This window comes from Pedobacter rhizosphaerae, from assembly GCF_900111155.1.
Lineage (GTDB): Bacteria > Bacteroidota > Bacteroidia > Sphingobacteriales > Sphingobacteriaceae > Pedobacter > Pedobacter rhizosphaerae.
This window is the reverse complement of the sequence record NZ_FOGG01000029.1, coordinates 1-24,427: the sequence shown is the minus strand read 5'-3', so window position 1 is coordinate 24,427 and position 24,427 is coordinate 1. Positions and strand designations below refer to the sequence as shown.

Here is a 24,427-nt window from a genome sequence, read left to right as displayed (position 1 = left end):
CAACATCATCAATTACTCGTATCCGTTTTCAAAAGTAACCTCTTGTTTCTGCCTCAATTTAACTACAGTAATTCCTTCATCATTCGTGCTAACGTGCTCTGCCGGTACGCCCCTTGCTACAAGTGTTTTAAAAGGCAGCTTAATGCGTAGCCAACCTCCCTTTTCTGCCACTACCTTAACCTGTGTGGGCAGGCCATTTTCCTTTGTTGCGCTTACTAAAAAGGCCCCTTCGGTACGGAGATGATTAAAAGAAACATCTTTCCATGCGGCAGGCACAGCAGGGAAAACCTGGATATAACCGTTTCTGCTTTGCAACAGCAATTCCTGAACGCCTTGCGCAAAAGCAAAGTTCCCCTCCAGGGTAAAGGGCCGGTAGGTAAAGCCAGAGTATTGCCCTCCTTTTTGATCGCCATTGAGGTGAAAACTATTGGGCGAGCAGAAGTTTGATGCAAAAATTTGCAATTGTTTTACTGCACTGTCGGCCTGGTAAGCACGCGCATATAATGAAGCCATCCAACTGAAAGAATAGCCACACCAGGCCCGTGTACCCATTTTTTCTAATTGTTGAAGCGAGTTTTCTATAATGACCTTATCTTTTGGTTGGTTAACATCTAATAAGTCTAAAGGATAAATAGCCATGTATTGCGACATATGGCGATGAGAACTGGTTAAGTCTACTCCTGGTGCAATGGTAAAACCGGTTTGGTTCACTTCGTAATCTGGCAATTGGGCCAATATGGCCAACCAATGTTTATGTTCTGTTGGTTTACCATTAGCCAGGCTAACTTCTGCTGCCGCTTTAAACAAAAATCTGCTGAGGGACAGGTCGAAATTAGTCCAGTTGAAAAACCAGGCATTTATACTGTTATCGTTATACTCGGGGCTGGAACTTAAAGGGAGTTTACGAATACCATCTTTTAATCGGGTAATGTTTTCTAAGTAGGTAGCTACCTCATGTATATAGGGATAAGCCCTGTTTTTTAAAAAGGCATCATCCATACTGTATTTCCATTGCCAGTAAAAATGCTGGGCAGCCCAGGCACCTACGGTTGGCGAAAGCGAATATTGAATCCATCCGCCCATGGGATCTCCGTTCAAGGTAACTACCCCGGGAACATTTAAGCCAGCAACGCCAAAGTACTGTTTGGTATAGACCAAATTTCGTGCTCTTATTTTCCACAGCCAATCGGTAAAAGTAGCCGCTTCATCTAGCCTGTTGGCGGTGTAAGTTGGCCAGTAGCTCAATTGTGTATTTAAATCGTTATGAAAATCGCCTTTCCAGGGGGGCAGGCTGCCGTTATCGGCGGTCCACACCGCCTGAAGTGTAATGGCCGGTGCTCCCTTTCTCGCTACCGAGCCCAGTTTATACATTTCTAAGTAATATTGTTTCTGGATCAATGAATCGGGAACATTGAGGTTGGATTTACTCCAGAAATCCTTCCACCAGCCAGTATGTGCCGGCCAGCCTGTAGGTTCTTTGGCAGACGCTGAAATAGTAACAGGACTTGCCGGTTGATCATTACTGATGGTCCATGAGCCAATAATGTGATCCTTCGCCATTTTCTGCCACTGTACTAAAACTTCATAGTAATGTCCTTCGGCAGTAGGTTGATGGTAACGGATGGTATTGGCCGTTTGGGTAACTGTACCTTTGGCATAACCTAATTTTTGCAGTCCTACTCCTGCATGACTGTTATCTCCCTTTTCTACCAGATTATTCGCATAGTTATGGACAATTAATTCGGGTAATATGGAAAGATCTTTCAGGTGCTCAAACCTAAAATAACCACGTGGCGCAACGGCATGAATGTAGCAGTTAAAAACGGCTCCGCTTTCAAACTTAATGGTGTTCAAGGCCGTTTCAATATCCAGCACATTGCTGCGTACTTTTCCTAATTTAGATAGATCAAATTCTAAGGCCGCAGCGGGTAACTTGGTTGGGTATGGACTCGTATCGTAAGGTGCATCGCCTATTTTTTGTACCGCAGCATAATTCTTGTTAATTACCTGTTCTTCTACCCATTTAAATGTGAGTTTAGCAATATCTAAGGCTTTGCGTTCATCCCATAAATCGGCCCGATCTAACGACACGCGTAGCTTTTGATTCTTTTCCCAAACTAATGCTCCTAACATCCCATTACCTAAAGGCATGGCTTCATCCCATTTATTGGCTAATTTAGTAAAGCTGAGATTATAGGGTTTGAGCAGCTGTGCATAGCTTGATGTTGCAATGCTGAATAACAATCCAAAGAGAATTATTTTATTTTTCATGGTGTGTTTGTGGTTAGCCAATAATCCTGATTAATGATCTTCCTCTAAACTAGGAATAATTTGGCTGGTGTAAAAAAGCAAAGATTGCACAAACGTTTGTTTAAATTATTTCAAGGGGAAGGAGTGCTCATCGGTGCAGTACTCTTAAATTATAATTAATCAGCATTAATCTAAGTAATCTGCGGGAGATTTCTTAACTCAGCTCCCCTACTTTTCAAGGAGGGGGTGTGGAAGCCTGTGCGTGGCGGGGGTGGTTATTACAATGAAACTTACATGCCTGAAATGGTAAAAAAAGATCGAACCCTAAAAGCCATAGAAGAAAATACAAGTCAGATTCTCAATTACATTTAGCCACGGAAACACAGAATACACGGAAGAATATAACTCCCCAAAAATCTGCGTTAATCTGAGTAATCTGCGGGAGATTTTCGTAATCCCCAGCTCACCTACTTTTCAAGGAGGGGGCGCGAAAGCCTGTGCGTGGCGGGGGTGGTTGTAAATAGTTTAAACCTTACCCTGTCATGATCAGTGGGAAAGGCGCAAGCTGAGGGAAAAAAGAGTTATAATGTCGTAGCGAGACGCGACCAATGCTGTTAACTTAAGGAGAAAACTAAAATAGATTGTCATCCTTGAGCCTCCCGATGTAAAATCTAGACAAGTTGTCGAAGGGTAATCTATTTAGTTTTCGACTTATTAAGAAGGTCTTCAAAGAGAAGAAATTATTCCGGTTGCCAGGGAATACCAACCGTTTGATTAATAAAATACTATCTGCTACACCATAGCCATACAGCAGATAGTACCTTGATGCGTTTGTATTTTTAATCCTTCACTAATCGTACCGCACAGCCAGTAGTTTTGCTGTAGTCGGTTACACGAGGTTCGCTGTACTTGTTAAAATCAAAGTGAAATGCAAACCGGGGATTGTCATTCGCTGGAGTGCTGGTCCACCATTGATGTAACCATACCCCGTATAAGAAAGATTTACCGCCGCCATATTCATCGCCACCGGCACTTCCACTGGTTAACATATTTAATCCTGAAGAATTATCGCCATTGCCTATCGCAAACTTGTAAGGATCTTTTACATCCCAGCCTGTAGTACCTCTCATTTTCAACCCAGCGACCTTCTCTCCCCCCAGGGTAGCAATCACTTTTAAATATTCGGCTCTACTGGGCACATGCCATCCGGCTGGTGCTAATCCTCTTCTATCTGCTACAGCGAAATAGTTATACAGCTTGCCGTATTTCTTGTCGTTTTTACTATCGAAGTTGAGGTAACAGTAAGCAGGAATAGCTTCTTCGCTTGCCTTTTGCCAATCTTTTTGGGTGGCAGCATAAAAAATCTCCTGTCCATTTCTAAAGGTACTTACATTTAAGTTAGTGGTGGTCCATACCTGGGCACCAATGGTTACGGGAGCTGAAATCTCTGGCGATGCATTGTATATTTCCTTCAATACAGCTGTTTGCGCCGCGTTACAGCTGTAAACAAAATTTGTAGGGTTTAGACCTCCACTTCTCTTTAAGCATTCTTTAGTGGCAATTGCATCTGCTGCTGCCTGGGTTTTAGCCAATCCCCAGCCAAATGCAGTGCCCACATTGCCATTAATGGTGCGGTAGGCCGCACAGCCTGTACCCGAATAGGATAACACAATGCTACACGATCCTCCTTTTTTGACACACTCATCTACTGCCCTCTTTTCTGCTTCTTCGAGCGTAGCCTGATCAAATGAATAACCATAATAAAAGCCATTGGCCCGATCTATGGCCAAAGCACCATATTTGGTTTTAACTGTTTTGGATACCCCGGCTGGCTTTGCCGCAGTTTTTTTGGCCTGAGCGCATACCTCAGATACCGATCCCCATAATGCCATTACCGGCACCATGAGCAGGAGTTTATTAATTTTCATGAAGTTGTTTGTTTTCTACAAATCTCTTCATAGATCAAACGCATAGCAATACCACGAACTTAGTATTTTAGTACAGCTTACAACTTTTTAACCACGAAGGGCACGAAGTTTTACACAGAGGGAAAAGAGCCAATAGCACACCCAGACTTATAACTTAAAACCTACTATTTACAACTTTTCAACCACGAAGGACACGAAGATTTACGCAGAGGAACGCAAAGGCATATTGCACCCACCCCCATACCCCCCAACACATTAAAGCGCCTAAGAAACGAGAAATTTGTTCTTTCCGTGGTTTCAGTACTTCTGTATCAAGCTTTCAAACCAATTAAGTAAAGGAGTAATGGAATAAATTGATTGTGTGGGTACGATATGAGCGTTTATGCCATAGTTCCTTTAAACGTATTTGGAGGACGAGCTTAAATTGGTGCTATGATTAGATAGATACTATATATCACTACCACTCAATATCCAATCAGCAATCTGTTTCTTTCTTTAAGGGGCAATTTTGAGTTTTAAATACATTTTTAAACTTATTATTTTATATACTCAACACCAAAAAAAGCCTAAAGATATTTTTGTAATAGTCACTCCTAAAATTAAAAACTATTCGTATGACAGATGAATAAAGTATTACCACAAAAAATAGTAAAATTAAGGTCGTCCAAACTATCCCAATCTGAAATCTAAACAATATATCAAGAACAGCTAGTGTTAATGGTAACATCGTCGCCATTGCAAAGGATGACATATTATTATGTCTATCAACTAGTGCAAGATTGTTTTCATCACATTTTGACCTTACATAGCTCAAGCATAGAAACACTATTAAAGAATCTTTTTCATCAACACTAGTTAGCCCGAAAGCACTTTTTATCTTATCTATTAAAATATTTTTTAACTGTGAGTCATTTTCAAAACACCCTAGGATCGAACACATTTTTTTAAATTCAATCCTAAACAATCTTCCGAATAGGATAATCTGAAATTGAGAAAAAAGAAACCCGATCAAAAATGAAAATAAGATACCAATAAAAGACAGGCTCGGGTTACCAACAATTTTATCAGTAGTGAAGGTACTATTCTTTAATAGACAATAAATATCAACCGAAAAATAGCAAATAATTATTCCAGGAATTACATAAATTATGAAGTCTTTTAAAGATGGAATTCTCTCAAACATTTTAAAAGCTTAAATTATTTCACTAATGATAAGTAAGATATTACAATCCCTATTATACCAATGGCTATCATAATGATAGTGTCTTTTTTTTGCCATTTAAAAGATTTTTTAGCAATTTCGTCGCCCCCATCGACTTCAATTCTGTTGTCCTTACCAACATTAATTTGGCCTTTATTATTGGAAATATTTCCTATTTCAATTTTATCTCTCATAGCATAAAAATTAAATTCATTTTTGGATTCTAAACTTGTAGTCGATTTTTTTTCGTTATGGTTAAAAAATGTGTCACTAGGAATAGAATATCTTACATTCTTACGAATATTATCTTGTAGGCTTCTAGCTACTCCTTCTGGATTCACAAATTCAATTATTTTAGTTTCAAAACCATCAAATTCATTTTCTTGAGTGTCCTTAAAGAAATCAAAAAGCACTCTAAATATATCGTCTAGGTTGGATAATATAAATGATAAGCAAAGAAAATCGTTATTTGTCTCAGTTCTAAACGTTAAGTATTTTTTTTTATAATGAAAAACTTTTTCAATATCATCTTCTATAAAATGTCTCTTGAAATCTTCAATTTCTGAAATGTTATTATTCCATATACTTGTAAAAACGTCGTCCCCTGACCAAATCCCTAACTCGAGTAATTTACTTGTGAATGGCTGATAAATATTTTCTGTGATAGGCACAAACTTTTCCGTTATTTCTTTTTGAATCTCATCGAAAGCATGTTTCTCTTTATAATTTTCCTTTGGTTTTAGTGCGCCCCTTTCTTCATCGAGTCCACGGAGTTCATCACAAAGCGGAATATATTTTTCAATGTATTCATTTTTGATTTTATCCAAAAAATCGATAAAATCAAATAAAGCTTGTATTTTTTGAGGTATCATATTTTATAGAACTCGTCATTCCACCAAGATATTAATTTTACCCGAAAATAGAATATCCAAAAATTTTATCAATTTATATAGTTAATTAGAGGTTTTTGTTTTTGGATATTTCAATTTGTTCAGCAAGTCCATAGAAGTTAGCCATTGTAAAAATGAGATATTGTTTAAATCTTACTTTTATGATAGACTGCTTCCAAAGACAAATTTTGCATCGATAATTTTTTTCTTCGTCTTAGGTACCTTGTGCCTCGATGTAATTGCCAAACAAAATTCTATATACGGGATTATTCATATAAAATTTTTCATTAATGTAATCTGCAAGCTCAATAATGTCATAAGCGTAATCATCACAATGGTTATATGCCCTTATTAACTTTGCTTGATAACTTTGCTCTAGATATTCGATTTCATATGCTCCATTCAACTTTCCATATTCTTCTTTAAATTTTGGAAACAATAAATCAACTTCCTTTATCAAAATCTCAATTCCTTTCTCTACACTTTGTAAATCGTTTATAAAACCATCTGATTTGACTTGCATAATTCCAAGTGACACTGGGTTTTTCGAGAATTTACTTTTGACGTATTCTAAAAGCCTAAATGCTTTTGGGCGATTGAAATTTTCGTGTAACATAATTGCATAAATAATCTGTTCAAGCCTAATGATATCCGTTCTTGAGCTAATAATTGTTGAATACTTATTCTTCAAATTGCTCAATGTATGTTTTATGTATCTGAGTTTTCTCTTTTCAGCCCCATTCTCGCTTAACTGAATTTTATTTACAAGATTGTAGAGGAAAATTAGAATTATAATCCAAAGTTCATTAGAAATGTCAGAGAAATTAGGCATCAGGTTTTCCTTTTTTATTATTAATTTTTCATAAATCACATAAGTTGCCAAAACAATACAAAATGCGTAAAAGACTTGTTTTTTCCAGTTGATTAGATAAGCTCTATCAATTATTAAATTAAAAAGCGCTCTGAAAGTAACATAATAAATACTAACCCAGTAGATATCTTTAACATAAGCATCTAATTTTAGTTGGTATAATAGCGTACTTATTAGGATGATAAAAACTACTGGCGTCAGTATTCTAAATGAGAAGTTGAATGCAGGAGCTTCATCAGTCTCCAAAAAACTTGTTATCTGATAATATCTTGACTCAACCGGAGCAAAGCGACCAATCGTATTAATTAGAAAAAACAGGACAACCGCCGCAAATATTTGAAATAAGATTACCATGAGAGCGCTGGTTTATTTTCAGAAGTATTTCTGGCTATAAATATACTACTTTGCAAGTAAATTTTATGGTAATTGATCAAGCTTTCAACTCAACAAAATGAAGAAGCAACAGAATAAATGGATAGGGTAGAGTGTTTTATGCTGGAATTTCTTGAAATATGTTGAGTAGATAAGCTTAAATTTGTGTAATAGTTAATTATTGTTTAATAAGTTGTGATAAAACTATCTAGCTCAAGAAAATGGCTTATTTTGTTTCTTAATTGTTTCTATTGCCTGGTTGTATCTGCCTGATGGAAGATTCAATGAGGTCTAGTGCATTATAGTTTGGAAATGATTTTTGTATATCTTCATCTTTGGTCATTGGAAGAATTTTTCCTCCTTTATCAATTAGATTTGTAATAATTTCCATCGATAGCTTCAATCTACCTATTGTTTCTGGATCATTATGGTTTAAAAGTCCATTTGCCAAAGCATTTGCTTCAGAATCAGCAATATTTCTTAATTGTTTCTTCTGAGCTTCTATTATCGAGTCTAATGCTTCATTTTTAAGTTCTAAAGTCTTTGCATGTTCAACAAACATATTTGCTTCAGCATTTTTCTTTTTAATTACTGCCGCAGACCAGCAGATGCCTGCAATGAGTTTTACGGCAGCTATTGTTCCTAATGCAACATATAAAATTACAGACCCTTGATCAGCTCCAATAATGTTTACCTCACCATTTATAGCCGTGTCTGTGATTGGAATTTCAATAGCTTTTTGTAAATCTTTGGAAAATTTAGCAAGTTCATCAAAAGACTTGAACTCTGGCAATTTAACATATAGAAGATCCTCTCTTCCGAATAATTTAGAGGCGTGGATCATCTCATTTAGAAGATTGATTTTAGACTTCAGATCAGTTAATATGTCTTCTACCTCAGAAGATGAAGTGGTCGTGACCGTATCACCAGTTGATGCAAAAATTGCTGTTTTTTTTAATTTTTCTAAGACAGGTTTAAGAGGAGTTACTTCTTCTAAACCTTCAATTGTTTTCCTAAAGATATTTACGTTTGAATATATCTTTTGTTTGTAATCTGATGTATATTCGGATTTGAGTTTGAGTGCTGGTTGAGCTTTAAAAAGAGCGTCAGAGTATTCTAGAAGATTCATTTAATTATTTTTAGAATAGCAAATATAAAGAAACAATTAGCAGTAGAAAGTAAATCTAATTTAATGCTAAAGATTGGTGCAATATATCGCTCACCGCCTGCTAACTGAGAAAATGTGTGAGAATCAATAGTCGCAAAGCAACGGGATTCAATCTATCCTTTTTAACACAAGCACAGCATTGTCGATTGAACAGGTGAGCTGAAAAGTAGAATGCGATTAGACTTATCCTAGATGAGAAAATGAAAAGATGGGGTTTGGCGCACTCCCCCGCATAATATTATTACCAATCATTTTCAAGTATTTCAGCATCTTGATTAATACCTCCATAAACACTTAATAATCAACCCACAAATCCTTATATTTACTTTACCCGACTCCGTAGCTCAGTTGGTAGAGCAACAGACTCTTAATCTAGGATCGCTAGCCGATTAACATTAGGTTAAAGGATGTGAAATGTACGTTTAAAGGGTCTTGAGTGCAGAATATTCAGGCTTTGTGCGCAGTTTATAAATCTGTTAATTGTATCCAAATATACTGCATTTAGCAGTATAATTTAGGGAATTGGCGCACTTTTGGCGCACTGGTTATAAAATGCCATCATCAGCAAAACTGTAATAGCTATAATTGGTAACGATCAAATGGTCGCACACTTCGATGTCTAATAGCTTTCCTCCCTCCATTAACTTTCGCGTTAGTTTCTTATCAGCCTCACTAGGATTTGTATTACTGCTCGGATGGTTGTGTGCTAGTATTATTTTACTACTGTTTGTCTTTAAAGCAATCGAAAAAATGATCTTCGGATCTGCTAAGGTTCCCTGTACTCCACCCGTGGATATGTCGACAATTCCCAATACTCTGTTAGTTGTATTTAGTAGAATCACTTTAAATTCTTCTATAAACTCGATCTTTCCTAAGTGCCAATGTTGCATCAGTAAACTATAAGCGTCCTTTGCACAATTGATTTTAGGCCTTTCGGTAATGTTGTAATTTGATTTGTAGCTTACTTCAACTTCAGCCACTTTGAATAGGGTTTGTAATTGTTCCATATTGATAATTAATTATGGAGCATGGCCAAGCTTTCAGCTCAACAAAGCAAAGGAAGAACGGATATAAATAGGTGGTGCGGTTGGCACAAGAGCGTTTATGCCGTAGATCCTTTAAGCGTGTTGAGATTACAAGCTTAAATTTGAGCAATGATTAATTAATCGTATATTGTACAAACTCTCGTGTTGTGTATTATATATTCCAACAAAAAAATGAAGCCAGCGCAGTTCTTTTCTTCGAGTCTTGCGAAACAGAATTAAAATTGAATAAAGCCATAAATGAAGCTTCTTTACATGTAATGTTCGTGTATGATGACTTAACAGGCTCATTCAGCCGTTCTAATGGGTATTATGACTTAGACGAACAACAAAAAATAGTTCAATCACTTCTTAAATAAATTATGTTCGAAATAGACATCAACTTTATAGATAGCTTAGTTAATGAGCTTCCAGACCCCAATCAATACGAAGGAACATGTTTGTTGAAAGAATTCGTATATAGTAACCAATACTTTGCATTAAGGTTCTTCATTGTTTCAGAGTCTAAAGACGGAGCTAGATCATGGCTATATAATCCATTTCATGTTCAATGTGTAACAAAGAACGGTACGAACTATGTAAGTTGATAATTTTAAGTTGATTTAATAAGCAATTGAAAATATCAGAATAACAGCAATAAAAGCGAGACAGCTTATAATAAATGATGTAAAAGCCGCCCGAACCCAGAATTGCCATTTTAAACTAACATTATCTGTAAATGCGCGATCTAGTTGTTTATTTGAGTATCCGTAAGCCTTTTGCATCGTGTCTTTAGCAAATTCTATTGCTATTTCGTAGTCCTTCTTTGCCCACATTGCAACTTTCTTGTAATGTTGTTTCAAGTCATTCAACAGAAAATCTCTATTGGCTGGTTGCGACATATCAACATTTGTATATGCAGCTAATATTTGTTGAACATCCTGACCGAAATCAACTTGTAGCCGTCTAAGAACCTCCTCCACTTCAGGTTCATCAGTTAAATCCTCAGCATCTATCTCCATCATCTCTTCATTTGAAAATGCAGTTTCAACATATACTTGAATTTGTTCGTTATATATATTAATAAAATAGCACGCAATCCTAAATACAATACCTGCTGTAATTGAGAGGACTAACAGAAGCAAAACTGATTTAATTATCCAGTAACTAAAGTTCTCACTTAATTTAGTGAAGTCTGAAACTATCAAAGAAAGTCCACCGATGGAAAACCCCACAACCCAGACCATTAAATTATCGATCTGCTCCATGCGGAACTTTATGTCTTCTTTGCTTTGCTTTACTCTAAGGTAAATCAAATCACGCACCGAATCGAATGGCCTCTTCATATTTAAATTATTAGTAATGTTGTATTTAAACTTAAACTGATAAAAGTTAGTTGTAAATCCGTTCAGATGTTATAATTTACTTAGTTAAGTAGCTAATATAACTATCGCCAACCCTTTCCTTTAGCTTTGCAAATGTAATGTTCCTTGCCTCGTTATGATATTTAGTTATATTGACGGACGATGCAGAAGAACCATGTGTGCAAATTACACTGCCATTGTACAAGGAAACTATATCATTGTTCCGCTTCAAGGTCGTGACCATGTGGCGCACACCTTTAACGTCATTCCATGTCGATTGGGATTCCCAAAATCGGCCAACTTTATAATGTGTGTGTTTTATATTATCTAAACCCAAACTTCTGGCAATCTTATCTGACTTTTCAATGTTGTGTCCGATACGGGCACCACCAACAGCTCCGAATACTGTGGTAATTACTGCTATTATTGGAAATAATTCTGAGCGTTGGCTCTTTTTGATGTTTATTGCCATAAAACCAAATGAAGATATAAATCCGAGTATTGCCCCAACTATAGCACCTGTGATTGAGTTCATATCTGTTCCTTTATTTGCAGTATGACATTGCAAAAATAGAGACCTTGCTAAGCATATCATCGCTAAGTTGATATTTCTTCCGCAAATTACGATAGGACTGTTTATCTAGTTGATCAATCATTGCCATGTGCTTATCTCCATAGTCTGGATACTTTGCATCAGCTTTATGAATATTATCAAGCTCAATTTTCTTCAGCATTTCCCAAAGGATGCATAAGTCTAACCCCCTTTTTTGCAGATAGATTTTAAGTTTCTCTAATTCGATCTCATCTTTAGTTTTGACATTATTTGCACTATTACTCAATGCGGTTATCTTAAAATCGTTATACGTGATTCTAGGTTCATTTTCGTTTGGCCCCTTGATTAGCATCGCTATCCAATTGGATTTATCCTTAAATGCCTCTTTAGAGGTAAATAGATAAACTGCAAGTACTGTCGCTTTATCATGGGTTTCGAAAACATCTTTATTGCTATTGAGGTTATAGATTTCTAACACCGCATCTTCTAAAGCTTCTTTTGTGTAAATAGTATCCTTGTAAATGGCATATTCAATAAGCTGAGCTTTGTAATTAGTTTCTAACTTCTGCTCGTTGATAACCTCGTATTTAATTGTGGCTTTGATACTGGGTGTTACCTTTTTTTCTGTTAGATGCACTTCAACCAAGTTATCTGCAGGTACCCATCCTATATAAGTTTTTGATAACCAATCCGGCTCAATTACCTTTACTTTACACCAATTATCTTTGATGTCTGTTATTATTACTTTATTGGTACTATCAAGTAAACAGTACTCTTTGTGGATTTCAGAAGAGTTAATACTGTCAATTACTTTCGGTGCTGATTGTGATGGAAAGTTTAGTAGAAAGGCAGCTTTAACAACAGAATAGAATTTATCCTTACTCTGGATCTCATATTTATTGTCAGCTTCTTTGTTTTCCTTGTGGTCAGCACTGCCACAACCATAAATAATAAGCAATAGTAGAGAAATAAGGTAATTTTTCATCAGATTACTAGATATGTTTAGTCCTGGGGTTAATCAGAATTGGTTTAAGGCAAAGTTAATCGAGACTATTATTTGTTTTTATACGGGAATCCGTAAAATAAGTATGCATTAGTTTTTAACTAGACTTTAACTGTAAGGCCTGCCCTCTCCATATATGAGTTAAACTGACTATTGCTTATGTTGAAAAGTTGAGCAATCTTATAATCGAAAGGGAATACTTTCATTGTTGTTAAGTCTGGCTGTGGCAATTCGACTCTGCCACCATCCACAGTAACCAAGGTTGTGTTTTTTAGAAGGTTGCCATTAAGAACGAGCCTAAAGTTATAGCTCTCTGCGTGTGGGTCGGGAAATGAGTTTGCCCATGGTGCAATATAATCGTCATTAAGTGGCTCTTCGTCCATAATAAACCGAAGAGCAGGGTGCTTCCTTAAGTAGATCTCAATTTTGCCGTCACTATTAATTCTATGCCAGTCTATGTCTCGCTCAGTTGTCAGTATAAAGAAGATTATTTCATCTGAATTCATCTCACTAATGTGCTTTTCTGATTCACGTAAATAATCTGCGACTGCTCTTAACCCAAAAAAGCAGCCGGAAAGCGTGCCAAACAAGGCTGACCAAGGCTCTGCATTTAAGCATGTTGATAGCCAAACTAATATGGTTATTACTGACAGTAATATGCTTACTAAGCCCATTATATTAATTGCTTGAACGTGCTTGTCTATAAACTTAACTATAGGTTGAGCAATGTTAGGGGATTTTTGCATTTGAGGTTAACTAGACTCGTGTTTAGATAAACAATTATCTTCTGCGCTCAAATTACTCTAATTGTTCGACTAAAGCAAATTAGCTCACCTCCTGCGAACTGAAAAAATTTGTGAGAACTGATAATTGCATAGCAATGAGATTTGATTTATATCACTTGACTAGTAATTTTATTTATTGTATTCCAATGTAATTGCGGTGTTTTTAACATGACCTCTAAAAATAAAACAAAAGCTTCTTTGTACCAATTTAAAATCTTATCATCACCATCTAGATCATTTACATATTTATTGAGAGATTCACTTAATTCGATTGCAAATCCGTTTTGTTTGTCGAGAATTTCGAAAGTGAATGGGTTTGCAAGAAAATAATCTCTAAAGTCTCTATATTGCGAGTTAGTTTTGTCCACCCATATCCCACAATATATCTTTGTACTATTAAGTTGAAGTCCATATTTAATTTCAGACCAACCCGTATTTTCTCCCAAAATATCTTTAAAATACAGGATGATTCTCTTATGCTTAATTATTTGAGTGATGTTAAATCCATCGTTTACTCTGTTTACTCCTTTACTAAAGGTTTGTATAAACAATGGCTTAACTCGGTCTAGGTGTCCGCTTACTAACTCAATAGTCTCAAAAAGGTTTTCAATGATGAAAGTATCTTTATTGGTTATAGTTAAATTTTGACTCATTTTCTTAAGTTTCAGGAACTCTAAAAAGTTGTTTTTGATTGGATTATCGGCTCTTTGTTGGGTGAGAAACTTGGCGACTTGAAACCATCTTAATTGCTTAAATTTATGATTAACCTGTGCTTTTTCCTCGAAATTTTTAGTACAGTAAATTAGATATGTTTCTTTATTACAGGATTTAAATAGGTCAAGAACTTTTGAATAACGCTCCAGCTGCCTATAACCCTCTTTCGAATTAACTTTATTTTCTATAAAACACAGTTGGTTTTCACTTTCTATTACTATATCGACAATGCAGTTTATATCATTTTTTAAAAGATAGTTCGCCTGTGTCCTAATATTAAAGTCTTCTTTGGTTAATCCTAGCAGTGATACACAAAAGTTCTCCAAAAGCGTAGGGTCTAATTTCAATACTCCCACAAAAGCCTCAGTAGTGAAATCCTCGAGTGGTGTTTTAACCGAATGGTTTCTATATAACTTGTATAAACTATTAAACATTCTTTATTGAATAATCAATTTACTTTTATCCGTAAACCCTGAGTATGACTCGCATTGATTTTACAGGCTTTCTGTGTTGTTACAACTTTGGAGACATGTTTTAAATTTGTCAGCTAATATAAAAATAAGGTTTCCATTTGCTTTACGGGAATCTGTAAATACTAATATTTAAGTATGCGTACCATAAATGTATATGGAGCGATGGTCGTTGTAGTAAAGTTCGCAGAACGATTCAACGTATGTTTTATGAAAAAAAACACGAGGCTTGGCGATATTGTTAATTCTTTTCGAATGGAGATAAAGGATTCAATTGAACCGTGCAACAGAATGTGGTTATTCTCCAACTAGGTCATAGGCTGACTCAAACTTCTTTAAGTTATCCACAAGAAAAATTACGTTGCACGAAATACCTCGCCCAACCCAGTTGCCATGTTTAACATTATAATCCTTTAAATGTATAATAAGGTTTTGGGCCTCATCATAATAAAGTTCATAGTCACTTTTGATCGTTACACCTAGATCAGAGTCATAAGCATTGACTATACCTGTATTATCTGTCTGGATAATGAATGTGAATGCCATTGAACCATGGATTGAAACAATAGGTCTTTCAACCTTTTTCTTGAAGTACTCCAAACTCATTTTTAAGTTAATTATTTTCCTAATATAAGGATTTGCTCACCGCCTGCGAACTGAGAAAATGTGTGAGAATTAGCAGTTGCGAAGCAACGGGATTCGATCTATGTTTTAACACAAGCGATTGGCGAGATACTTGTATCAAGTATCATGACGATCGTGCAGCATTTTCGATTGCGCAGGTGAGCTGAAAAGTGGAATGCGATTAGACTTATCCAGGATGAAGCGAAGCAAAATCCTAGATAAGGATAGAGAAAGCATTCATGAGGCAACCACTTTGCCAAAATTAAAACCATGACAGTGCGTAGCAATGGCGTGTGTTTTAAGTGGCAATAGACTTGCCGAATACCGATCTCCCTAATCGGGTCTGCACAGCCTCAACCGATATACCACTGCCTAAGAGTAACAGCAGATACTTAAAAGAAAGCTTATTGTTGCCAAACCACTGAAATAAAGACTAAATCATCCCATTCAACTGCGTAAGCAGAAATGTTGTGGGATGGGATGGTTTAGGATGCCTTTAAAATCTATTTGACTATATAAACATTGCCATTACCCAAGTTGGTTAAATTTAATTGTCTTCTCGTTTTCTTAAATACTCTAAAGTTAGCTATGCTTAGTTCAAGGTGATCAACTTTTGTTTTGATAGTAACCTGAATTAGCAAGTTGGTATCTTTCTTACGAATATACCTTGCATCAAGTCCATTTTGAATTAACAACACATCTTTTGAGGTTGAGATGGTGTCCAAATATGTTGAGATATAGATGTGTTTAAGATTTTCCCAATTGTTCCGCCTTAACTCGGCGGTATGATAATCTAAAACTTCTTGAATCGAATGAAAGGACTTATTTTGACAGTAGCCTAATACTGAATAGGAAAGGCATGTAATAAATAGGATTGACTTTAACATTATTGCAAGCATTTAGAATCCAATTATAACAAAAAAGAGCCACATTGCTATGGCTCTTAAAGTAGCAGGTTAAAACTGATAGGATGAAATCCTGTTATTTCTCTTGCATGCCACAAACTTTAAAAAATGGTCTGTCAGAATGCTAATTAGGCCAATCTATGGCCACAAGTGCGGGATTTTCATTCTTTTGAATAATCTTATCTATTGATTTTCTAGCCTTTACGGCAGTTAAGGTATTATAGTAAAATTCAAATGAATCATCATCCAAATCCTTGTTTCCTATATGGTAAACCAATCTTGCTTCAACTCGCCTCTTTTCATAGTTCAAGTACAACGAACCGATAAAAAGATTACTGTTTAACCTATTAATAAACTCCGATACCTCAACGAGCTTATGATCTGGTATATCATAATAAAGTGGTGCTTGAAATACAATTACTTTTTTATTGAAGTAACTGTCTATAAAATAGTCAACTAATGTACCATCTCGCTCTTCAAAACCAATTCTGAATGATTCCCTATTGGAAGAATATACCTTAAGATCATTCCGATCAAACCAGTTTTTGATAAAAGTATAACAACGTTTGGTAAATTCATTTTCAGTTTCACCATGATAATCTAAGCTCATCTCAGGTTCGGTCATTTTTGCATCGGATTTAGTATCATTAGACTTTTTAAAGTGACTGTATATGTATACGATGATTATCGCACAGATTAATGTTGTTGGATAAATTGCTAAAGGCATATTAAATTGTATGAGAAATAAAATTGATCAACTGTGCTGAAATATTTGTTCGTATCAATCAACTCAATTTGAAAGAGTATCTTTTTGTTCTCCAAAATTTGAGAAACAGATTATAAACCTGAATCTTGCTCCTTTAAAAGATTGTTTCTAGTCACTAAATCACAAAAGCTATAATAACCACGTCCACCAGAGTATCTCAAGAATACTTTTTTACCATATAATTCGTACTTAGCATTTCGTCCAATAAGTTTGTCTTGTGGCGTAAGTTCTTTTTCTTGGAAACCACCATATTGATTCTGAATGCGGCGAAGAATATCTTGATTAATCAGGTCGTTCTGTTCCTGAGTGTATACATAGGCTGGGTAAACTTCGATATACCAAAGCTTATCATTATAAAACCATAGTTCAATCTTCTTTAGCGTATATTCAAAGATTTTAAAATCTTTGATGTTCTTTACTTCATAATAGGTCATTCTTTTATCATTAGACCCGTTCTTTAACGCTTTGACTTTGGCAACCTCTTTAATATCCTCTAAGCTTTGCCCCAGAATAAATTTGTTGAATCCATTTTTTTCGTCAAGTTCCTTTGCGTATTGTGCGTGACAAAAACTAAATGATGTCAGAAATATAATAAATGTGTATAGCAATTTCATTGTAATTAATTAGGATCCTCCATACGTCCAGTAAATTTCAAAAAAGTATCTTTTGAGCTTATTGTGCAAGAAAAGGCTGTATCGTTTTCAGTATATATCTTTAGAAGATGAACATCTGCTGTTCCTTTTACATTATCGTAGCTGTTACTAAAAAACCATTTAAACTTTGATGTTTGAGTTTTGTAACTGTTAGAAGTTGCTGCCTCACTGCGAAGATCAAGATTAGTCATAATCCCCGTACTGATGGATTTAGTAACAGGTATGTATGTGGCAAAGTATATTTCCTTTGAATCTGCTTGCGTATAAATTACCAAACAGGCTTGGTTATCCCGGTAGTACTTAGAGTAGTCTTTTCCATCAATGGTTGCGTTTTCGATTACGAATTTTGCAATTACTTTCATTTCTTTTTCAGATTCCTCGTAGCTTCTCTGTCTATATTGTGGTTGTAATTGCGGGATTGGCGTTGGAATACTTTGACGTGGAACTGGTGGCAATGGCTTGTAAACGGGGAAGTCGACTTGACCCCAAGATGATTTTACTGCTGTCATGAACAGTGCAATGAGTAATAATTTACTTTTCATTTGATCTAGAATTTAGTGTAAAAATAGTAATTACTTAGTTATTACTAAGTAAGGAGGTTTGGATTTATCTCTTTTTTCGTACGTGGCTAAACAAGTACTTAAATCAGAGATTGAGATGTTTGTAATCAGTAAGGCTAAGGCATTACGAGAACAGGCAAATTTTAGCCAGTCGGAGCTTGCTGTCATGCTTGATGTATCCAATGGTTTTATAGGTCAAGTTGAAAGTCCTAATTACCCATCAAAGTATAATCTTGACCATATTGATAAACTCTCGGTAATATTCAAGTGTTCCCCTAAAGATTTTCTTCCAGAATCAAACGTGAATAAATAACTTTCTTAGTCAAAGCTATTTATTCAATTTTACGTTTTATTACGGGAAACCATAATAAAGCGCATTTCTGCGCTCTATTTTTAAGACTCTAGTTTATCAACCGTAGCAATGGAAACATAATTATTCTCACCTTCAGCAACTCTACGGTAAAAGAAGTTGTGATGTTGGTCAGCCTCTCTAAAGTTTATTCTTAAGGCATATTCGATTCCTGTTGTATTATCGTGTGATTGGGTAAGTTCGTATGCTTTCCGAAGAAAAATATTAGTAAGACCTGAACCAAAGCGCTCTAGTGCTTCAGAACCAAGGTCTATAAATATGAATGATCGACCATCTTTGCTGTTAGAAAGTGTGATATTCCAAAAGTAATTTAAATGCTCTGAAATCATGTTGCTCTTGTATTCGTTTTTTAAATGATCAACAGTGGCATAAGTCCTGTATTTAGCTAGGTCAAATTTGCGTAGTTGCTCCAGAGCAGCATCAACAATTAGATTGTATGCTTTGTGAACTTCTTTGTTAATCAATACTTGTTGCTCGTTTATAACAACAAATTGTGTTTGCGGTTGTACCGTCTTTTGTGATCTTGCTTGCGCTTTCATCTGAATAGAATTTAAAATGTAAAACTTGGGTTAAATGAAAAATGCCTCCGTCTGGAAGCATTTAAGTCGTATTGGTATATAATGGAAATTCACCGCGTTTTAGGCGATGCATTGTTATTTTAGTAATTCTGGATTGGTATATCGGGGAATCTATTTTGTTAGATTTTGACCAATTTAGTATTGTTTAGGTGGGAAATGTCGTATGAGGTTAGATGAATGAAATTGTAAATATCGGTTTTCAACTTATCAGTTTTTAGATTGAAAATCAAGGGATTTAGACAGGCTTCTCGTTGAATGTTCTAGTGAAAAGTTTGGCTTTGGAAGTTGTAATTCATTGTATTTCCCTCTAGAGAAAGGTACGGGGGTATGTAGTTAATACCATTGTCGTTTGATAAACACAGGTTGATTTTAATGTGCTAATTTGAAAATAAAAAAATATTTTTTGGAATAGGCTGGACATCTATAGCCTGAAGCCTTAGTTCGGAAAACGGAAAGTTTTTTAACCGATTTTACATTTCCCTTTATAAGAGACATTATTGATTGATTTACTTAATAAATTTTCTATTGATTAACTGATTCATTCATTTAAAATTTACATTCAATGTGATACCCCCGCTTATCCTTTGTCCAATTTGAAATGTAATCTTCAATTTGCAAGGCGGTAGCCGTTTTTACTTTTCCATTAACAGTTCTATAATCACTATTATTATAAAGTTCCTGTAAGATAGTTTTTAATTCAGCATTTGTATAATGGCGGCTTTCGGTAATCATGCTCGCCAGTTGCATCTTTATATTGAGCTTAGCGACTTCATCAAACTTCTCGTATAGAGCTGCTTTAAGCTTTTTTGAGTCCAGACCAATCTCATATATCTTTGTTAACCCTAAATTGTGATAAGCCTTGTATGCAAGTTCAAAGTGCTTGTTTAAAATCTTTACTTCCGACATGCCGTCAAGATAATCGCTGTCGAAAAGCATATTATCTTTGTTCACTTCCAAATAATGTATCTTTTCTAATGCTTCCCTAATTTGATCTGCCACTAACATTCGGCTAGCTATCTCTGTTACAAAAGGTCTTATTCTCCTTCTTTTAACCATATAGTTACATGATTCCCAGGCTTTCTGGATATAATCCATATTATTGTACTCTTCATTACAAGCTTCATGATTGGCAAATTGGTCAACTTTTATAATTTCATAATTAACCGTTAGGCCATCTTTGGATACTTCTGCGTAATTCTCAACCATTTCCTTAAACTTCGAATATGGTTTAAGTTTAGTCTTATTGCATCTTAAAACATGATTTTGATAACCATTAATTACATCTCTAGCGTATATTGTATGCTTTCTTTTAAAGTACTTTAGGTCTCGTTTATAACCTAAATCTGAATGGTTCGTAAAGTGAATTATCCTATTTGGTTTACTTCGTAATCTGCCGATTGCCTGAAAGCCTTTGTTAGTTATGCCAACTTTGGTATGTTTTGCATTTACATCTGTTATAAGAATGATCGTTGCGTTAGGGTCTTTTAGGTCAAAGGCTTCAAAGTATTTCGATGTGTAGATGTTAAATTTCTTGTATTCTCCGGTTACAGGTTCTTCTTTAAACATGCCTGAGATATCGCCTAGCTTTTTAAAGTTATCATCACTTTTACTGCAATAGATATTGCATTCTATACTTCCTAATTCTTTAAATACATTTAGTACTCTCTTAGAAAGCTGTGCAACCGAATTGTAGAAGATATGCACATTGTCAGGGAACTTATCGGGATTACTTAATACAAATTGAACAACACCATTAATATCTGAAGTTTCAATAAGCTCTATTGTTCCAAGTTCTTCATTTATTTTAATTTCGTGTTGCTCTAATGTAGCAAACTTCGGGTCGCTAAATTTAATCGGTGTGGCTGATATCAGGCATTTGGATTTAAAATACCATAAGTATCTGAAAGGGATCGTAATTTTCTTTCTGAAAGCCTCGGTTATAAATGAATGGCACTCATCTAATAATAAAAAGAACTCGTCAAATAACCATTCAAGTCTGTCAATTCTACTAGCGGCTTCAATGATACATTCGAAACTATCAGGAGTGGTCATAATTTTAATATTTGATTCTCCACTTTTCAGTTTATCAATTATTCGTTTAACTTTCATTTCATAGCTCATCTTTTCATCTCCCATAACTGGAAGAATACTTGGATAATCTTTGCATTTTCCTAATATTGATGGGGTAGTTGGAACAACAATTATGCTGTGTCTATTCTGTTCGATTTCTAGTGTTGTTCCACCAATTCCACATCTCCCTTTATCGAATAAAGCATTGATTGGTAATCCTTTTGATGCGTATGGCTCAATTTGCCAAAGCATAACGTCTTTATTTACGCATGTTATATTCCTAATATTCATGTGGTCAGCTTTAAATAGCGAGGGAGGAATCTCCCCCGCTGAATTGAAAATTACTTGTTCGATAATGTTTGCATTATTAAAGCATCTTCTAATAGAGACCGGTAATCGAATTCTGGCTTGATCAAACCGTTTTGATAATCATTCAGGAATGCTTTAAATCCATTTGTTAAAATGGCTTTACTTCCAGCGCCATTGGAGAATACTGTCCAAAAGTATTGGTTGCCATATCTATCAGTCTTTAAAAGCAATGGACTGGTAATTTTTAATCCTTGACAACAATTGTGAAAGATAATAGACGTGTAGTCAAGACCATGTGGCATTTTCCCCAATTCTTTGCGCTGATCTAAAACTTCATCGGCTGTCATGTATCTGTTAAAGAATTGTTCTGTTGATAAATCTTTGTTATCTTTAACAGAATCAGAAAATAGATCCTTTACTGATCTGATTGTTGCATCCATTGATGCATTTGAAATTGAATTTTTCATTGTTTTGTGAAATTTGTTCGTTGCAACAACACCATGTCGTTGCTTTCTGATACAAGTATCCATCAATGAAAAAAGTCACAGAAAAGAACCTTTTTAAGAATCCGTGTCAACTGATAATCAGTAGATTAATTTTCAACTGGAAAAAAGGTAAACATTAAATTATAGAATTCAATCTCTTTATCCTTTAAGTCTTGGCGTAGAAAGGAACGAATTAATTTGGCTTTATCTCGATCTGATTTAAATTCTGGAATGCCATCTTCGATTTTAATGTCAATTAAGCCAAATAGTAAAAATAGTGTGTAGATCAGAACACCTTGTTGCTGGGTAACTTCAATATCTTCTTTATGAAAGTTCGTTTCGGCTTTTAAGTATGCTATTATATTTTGAGTTGCATATCTTCCAAATAGCCACTTTGCCCTTGCATCTGAAAAGGGTTGATAAAAATACTCTAGCATCTGTTCAATAATATCCGCTGACCATTTACTTGGTTCTTCAGTTGTGATATGAAGATATAAGTAACTCAATTCGGTTATCTGTCTAAATCTATTTAGGAGTACCAGCTTTATAATTTCGAGATTCTCTTCTTTACTATCTATGGTAACTCCCATATTCGGAACATCATATGGAACCATGCTTTTACCGTTGTTCATCAGTTGCCTCAATTTTATCTTAGTTTCTAGAATGCCTCGGCCTTCAAGCTGCTCCTTAAGAATTTTAAGTTCAGATATTAAAATTCTTAGTCTAGAATGGAGATTGATTTCATTGGTATCTTCGGAAGTAAAGTGAGTTTTGTAATAGCCCCATTCAATATCAATCATGTTTCTGGTGAGAACAAACAGATTTTGAACATGACTATGTTCCAGTCCAGTTTCTAGCACAACTTTCGCTATATTAAAATCATCGACTAAAGATAATTTATCTCCTTCCTTACCAATAAGCAATCTAATGTTAGCCTTTGTGCTGAGTATATTTGGTTTGTCTGGATGCAGTAAAGCTTTCGATCCGCTATGATATTTAGCAATGATATCTAAATCAGCAATAATTTCAGTTATTTCTTCCGTAACAAAGTTGTATTCCATATATACGGTAAAGATATTGCTTCGACTTGTACTTCAGAAATTTCGTATAGAAGTGAGGCAAATTGATTTTTTTAGATGCCATGTTATTGCTTTAAAGGCACTATTCTGAGGCATCAGATGAGGCAAATTGATTAAAAACTTCTGATATAATTTGCAATAGTTGTTCCTCTATATCTTTGATTAATGTTTTGTATGATTTCTAACCGAAAAACGAATAGCGAAGTAATCATACTCCGCTATAATGGATAATTAAAATACTATAAATTAAGTGTTGGCATAACAGCTTTTAAATCATCATTTTTAATGGCAGCCAAACCACGAAGGTATTTGAGTGTGACAATCATATCAGAGTGACCTAATAGCTGCTGAAGAATATGTAAGTCTTTAGTTTTATTATAAACCTGCACAGCAGCAGTATGTCTGAATGAATAGATCGTTTGATTCTTTTGAATTAAACCGATTTTAAACATTTCCTTAAACTGCCTTGTCCAAGCCGTACTAAAATAATATTCATTTGGGATCTCAATTGTCCGAGTAAATAGACTTTCATTTAGTGTTAATCCATCAATTATGGGTAATAGCTCTTTTCTCAAATAATCTGGGATGTATACAATTCTTATTCTTTTTCCTTTATTCTCTGTCCCAGATAGGTGTATTTCTGTACAATCATTTTTAATGTGACTCATTCTCAAGCTTCTAACCTCGTGGTGTGGTCTAAGAAAAGTTGCGTAAGTTATCAGACAGCATATATACAAATTATGATGATTTTCTTTCAAGTAATTCAGTATGGGTTTAACCTGATCTTCATCGTAAATTTTGTGAAGCTTGGCACTGGATTTCATCTTCTCGCTGTCCTGTATGACGTGCACTTTATGTTTAAGCTGTTTATTAATTGTTGAGAAAAGAACTCCTAAATCTCTTCGCTTATTCATGTAATAGGTGCCTGAACTAGAGAATTGTGAAAGAAAATGTTCAACCCGAGTTAGTGTAATATCTTCTATCTTTCCAATTAGTTCTTTCTCGGTTAGAAAATTAGTAAACTGGGTGTGGATAGTCTTTAGGTTTACTTTGTATTTCCTATTGATATTGGATTTTAGTTTCTTGGATAAAGCTTGTGTAAGCTCCCCTGTTTTTCAGACCATTCAAAAGTATAATTTTGTCCTCAACTTTCCTGCAATAAATCGATGGGAGATTTGAAGTTCAATGCCTGGTGTGGTCGATGGTAATTATAGTCCATCATCCATTCCTCTACCTTTTCCCTCACATCATCCAACGAATGAAATATGTAGGCATTTAACAATTCTCTTCTGATGCTTCCATTGCATCTTTCTATATATGCGTTCTGTGTTGGTTCTCCAGGCTCGATAAAAAGCAGTTCTACATTGTTTTCCTTCGCCCATTCATCCAGCTTGTGTGAGATGAATTCTGGCCCATTATCCATTCTTATCATCTTTG

General features: G+C 35.2%; 22 protein-coding genes. 1 reads left to right on the top strand and 21 read right to left on the bottom strand.

Translation table 11 applies throughout. The features are described 5' to 3' along the window. Nucleotides 1–12: 12 nt before the first annotated feature. The 15 genes from BMX11_RS18575 to BMX11_RS18495 form a co-directional block, all read right to left on the bottom strand. Nucleotides 13–2,271: a glycosyl hydrolase family 95 catalytic domain-containing protein gene (locus BMX11_RS18575; protein ID WP_090887096.1), complete on the bottom strand. Its 2,259-nt coding sequence runs from the start codon at nucleotides 2,269–2,271 to the stop codon at nucleotides 13–15. An 818-nt stretch (nucleotides 2,272–3,089) separates the two neighbouring features. After that, nucleotides 3,090–4,178 carry an FISUMP domain-containing protein gene (locus BMX11_RS18570; RefSeq protein ID WP_090887093.1) on the bottom strand — a complete coding sequence of 363 codons (1,089 nt, stop codon included), beginning with the start codon at nucleotides 4,176–4,178 and terminating at the stop codon, nucleotides 3,090–3,092. A gap of 1,197 nt (nucleotides 4,179–5,375) precedes the next feature. Continuing rightward, nucleotides 5,376–6,251, bottom strand: coding sequence for a hypothetical protein (locus BMX11_RS18560; RefSeq protein WP_090887087.1), 876 nt, complete (start codon nucleotides 6,249–6,251; stop codon nucleotides 5,376–5,378). Nucleotides 6,252–6,483: 232 nt separating this feature from the next. Continuing rightward, nucleotides 6,484–7,494 carry a hypothetical protein gene (locus BMX11_RS18555; RefSeq protein ID WP_090887084.1) on the bottom strand — a complete coding sequence of 337 codons (1,011 nt, stop codon included), beginning with the start codon at nucleotides 7,492–7,494 and terminating at the stop codon, nucleotides 6,484–6,486. A 256-nt stretch (nucleotides 7,495–7,750) separates the two neighbouring features. Then, entirely contained in the window at nucleotides 7,751–8,641 is an 891-nt protein-coding gene (locus BMX11_RS18550) for a hypothetical protein (RefSeq protein WP_090887081.1), read from the bottom strand. A 584-nt stretch (nucleotides 8,642–9,225) separates the two neighbouring features. Beyond that, entirely contained in the window at nucleotides 9,226–9,687 is a 462-nt protein-coding gene (locus BMX11_RS18545) for a JAB domain-containing protein (RefSeq protein WP_090887078.1), read from the bottom strand. Between the two features lie 638 nt (nucleotides 9,688–10,325). Further along, nucleotides 10,326–11,048 carry a hypothetical protein gene (locus BMX11_RS18540; RefSeq protein WP_090887075.1) on the bottom strand — a complete coding sequence of 241 codons (723 nt, stop codon included), beginning with the start codon at nucleotides 11,046–11,048 and terminating at the stop codon, nucleotides 10,326–10,328. A 76-nt stretch (nucleotides 11,049–11,124) separates the two neighbouring features. Beyond that, entirely contained in the window at nucleotides 11,125–11,601 is a 477-nt protein-coding gene (locus tag BMX11_RS18535; RefSeq protein ID WP_090887072.1) for a hypothetical protein, read from the bottom strand. A gap of 10 nt (nucleotides 11,602–11,611) precedes the next feature. Beyond that, nucleotides 11,612–12,604: a hypothetical protein gene (locus tag BMX11_RS18530; protein ID WP_090887069.1), complete on the bottom strand. Its 993-nt coding sequence runs from the start codon at nucleotides 12,602–12,604 to the stop codon at nucleotides 11,612–11,614. Between the two features lie 119 nt (nucleotides 12,605–12,723). Continuing rightward, entirely contained in the window at nucleotides 12,724–13,368 is a 645-nt protein-coding gene (locus tag BMX11_RS18525; protein WP_090887066.1) for a hypothetical protein, read from the bottom strand. A 146-nt stretch (nucleotides 13,369–13,514) separates the two neighbouring features. Beyond that, the gene (locus tag BMX11_RS18520) at nucleotides 13,515–14,555 is read right to left on the bottom strand and encodes a PD-(D/E)XK nuclease family protein (RefSeq protein WP_090887063.1); all 1,041 of its coding nucleotides are present in this window, start codon (nucleotides 14,553–14,555) and stop codon (nucleotides 13,515–13,517) included. A gap of 333 nt (nucleotides 14,556–14,888) precedes the next feature. Beyond that, nucleotides 14,889–15,197, bottom strand: coding sequence for a hypothetical protein (locus BMX11_RS18515; RefSeq protein ID WP_090887060.1), 309 nt, complete (start codon nucleotides 15,195–15,197; stop codon nucleotides 14,889–14,891). 1,047 nt (nucleotides 15,198–16,244) lie between these two features. After that, a complete protein-coding gene (locus BMX11_RS18505; RefSeq protein ID WP_139180227.1) occupies nucleotides 16,245–16,745 on the bottom strand; it encodes a hypothetical protein in 501 nt (166 codons plus the stop codon). A 212-nt stretch (nucleotides 16,746–16,957) separates the two neighbouring features. Further along, on the bottom strand, nucleotides 16,958–17,500 hold the full coding sequence (locus BMX11_RS18500) for a hypothetical protein (protein ID WP_090887049.1): 543 nt from the start codon (nucleotides 17,498–17,500) through the stop codon (nucleotides 16,958–16,960). A gap of 5 nt (nucleotides 17,501–17,505) precedes the next feature. Beyond that, nucleotides 17,506–18,081 (bottom strand): hypothetical protein, encoded by a 576-nt coding sequence (locus BMX11_RS18495; protein WP_090887045.1) that lies wholly within the window; start codon nucleotides 18,079–18,081, stop codon nucleotides 17,506–17,508. A gap of 115 nt (nucleotides 18,082–18,196) precedes the next feature. Between BMX11_RS18495 and BMX11_RS18490 the strand changes: the two genes are divergently transcribed. Continuing rightward, the gene (locus BMX11_RS18490; protein WP_090887166.1) at nucleotides 18,197–18,412 is read left to right on the top strand and encodes a helix-turn-helix domain-containing protein; all 216 of its coding nucleotides are present in this window, start codon (nucleotides 18,197–18,199) and stop codon (nucleotides 18,410–18,412) included. An 80-nt stretch (nucleotides 18,413–18,492) separates the two neighbouring features. On the opposite strand, the gene BMX11_RS18485 is transcribed toward BMX11_RS18490, so the two are convergent. From BMX11_RS18485 to BMX11_RS18460, 6 genes are all read right to left on the bottom strand, one after another. Continuing rightward, the gene (locus BMX11_RS18485; RefSeq protein ID WP_090887042.1) at nucleotides 18,493–19,008 is read right to left on the bottom strand and encodes a hypothetical protein; all 516 of its coding nucleotides are present in this window, start codon (nucleotides 19,006–19,008) and stop codon (nucleotides 18,493–18,495) included. A gap of 585 nt (nucleotides 19,009–19,593) precedes the next feature. Continuing rightward, nucleotides 19,594–21,408, bottom strand: a complete 1,815-nt coding sequence (locus tag BMX11_RS18480; RefSeq protein ID WP_090887039.1) for a DEAD/DEAH box helicase family protein — start codon at nucleotides 21,406–21,408, stop codon at nucleotides 19,594–19,596. A 50-nt stretch (nucleotides 21,409–21,458) separates the two neighbouring features. Next, a complete protein-coding gene (locus BMX11_RS18475; RefSeq protein WP_139180226.1) occupies nucleotides 21,459–21,893 on the bottom strand; it encodes a hypothetical protein in 435 nt (144 codons plus the stop codon). A gap of 125 nt (nucleotides 21,894–22,018) precedes the next feature. Next, a complete protein-coding gene (locus tag BMX11_RS18470; protein ID WP_090887033.1) occupies nucleotides 22,019–22,972 on the bottom strand; it encodes a hypothetical protein in 954 nt (317 codons plus the stop codon). A 257-nt stretch (nucleotides 22,973–23,229) separates the two neighbouring features. Further along, nucleotides 23,230–23,814, bottom strand: coding sequence for a tyrosine-type recombinase/integrase (locus BMX11_RS18465; protein WP_245738713.1), 585 nt, complete (start codon nucleotides 23,812–23,814; stop codon nucleotides 23,230–23,232). A 320-nt stretch (nucleotides 23,815–24,134) separates the two neighbouring features. Next, nucleotides 24,135–24,427, bottom strand: a 293-nt coding sequence (locus BMX11_RS18460) for an integrase core domain-containing protein (protein ID WP_139180225.1), incomplete at its 5' end; no start/stop codon positions are given.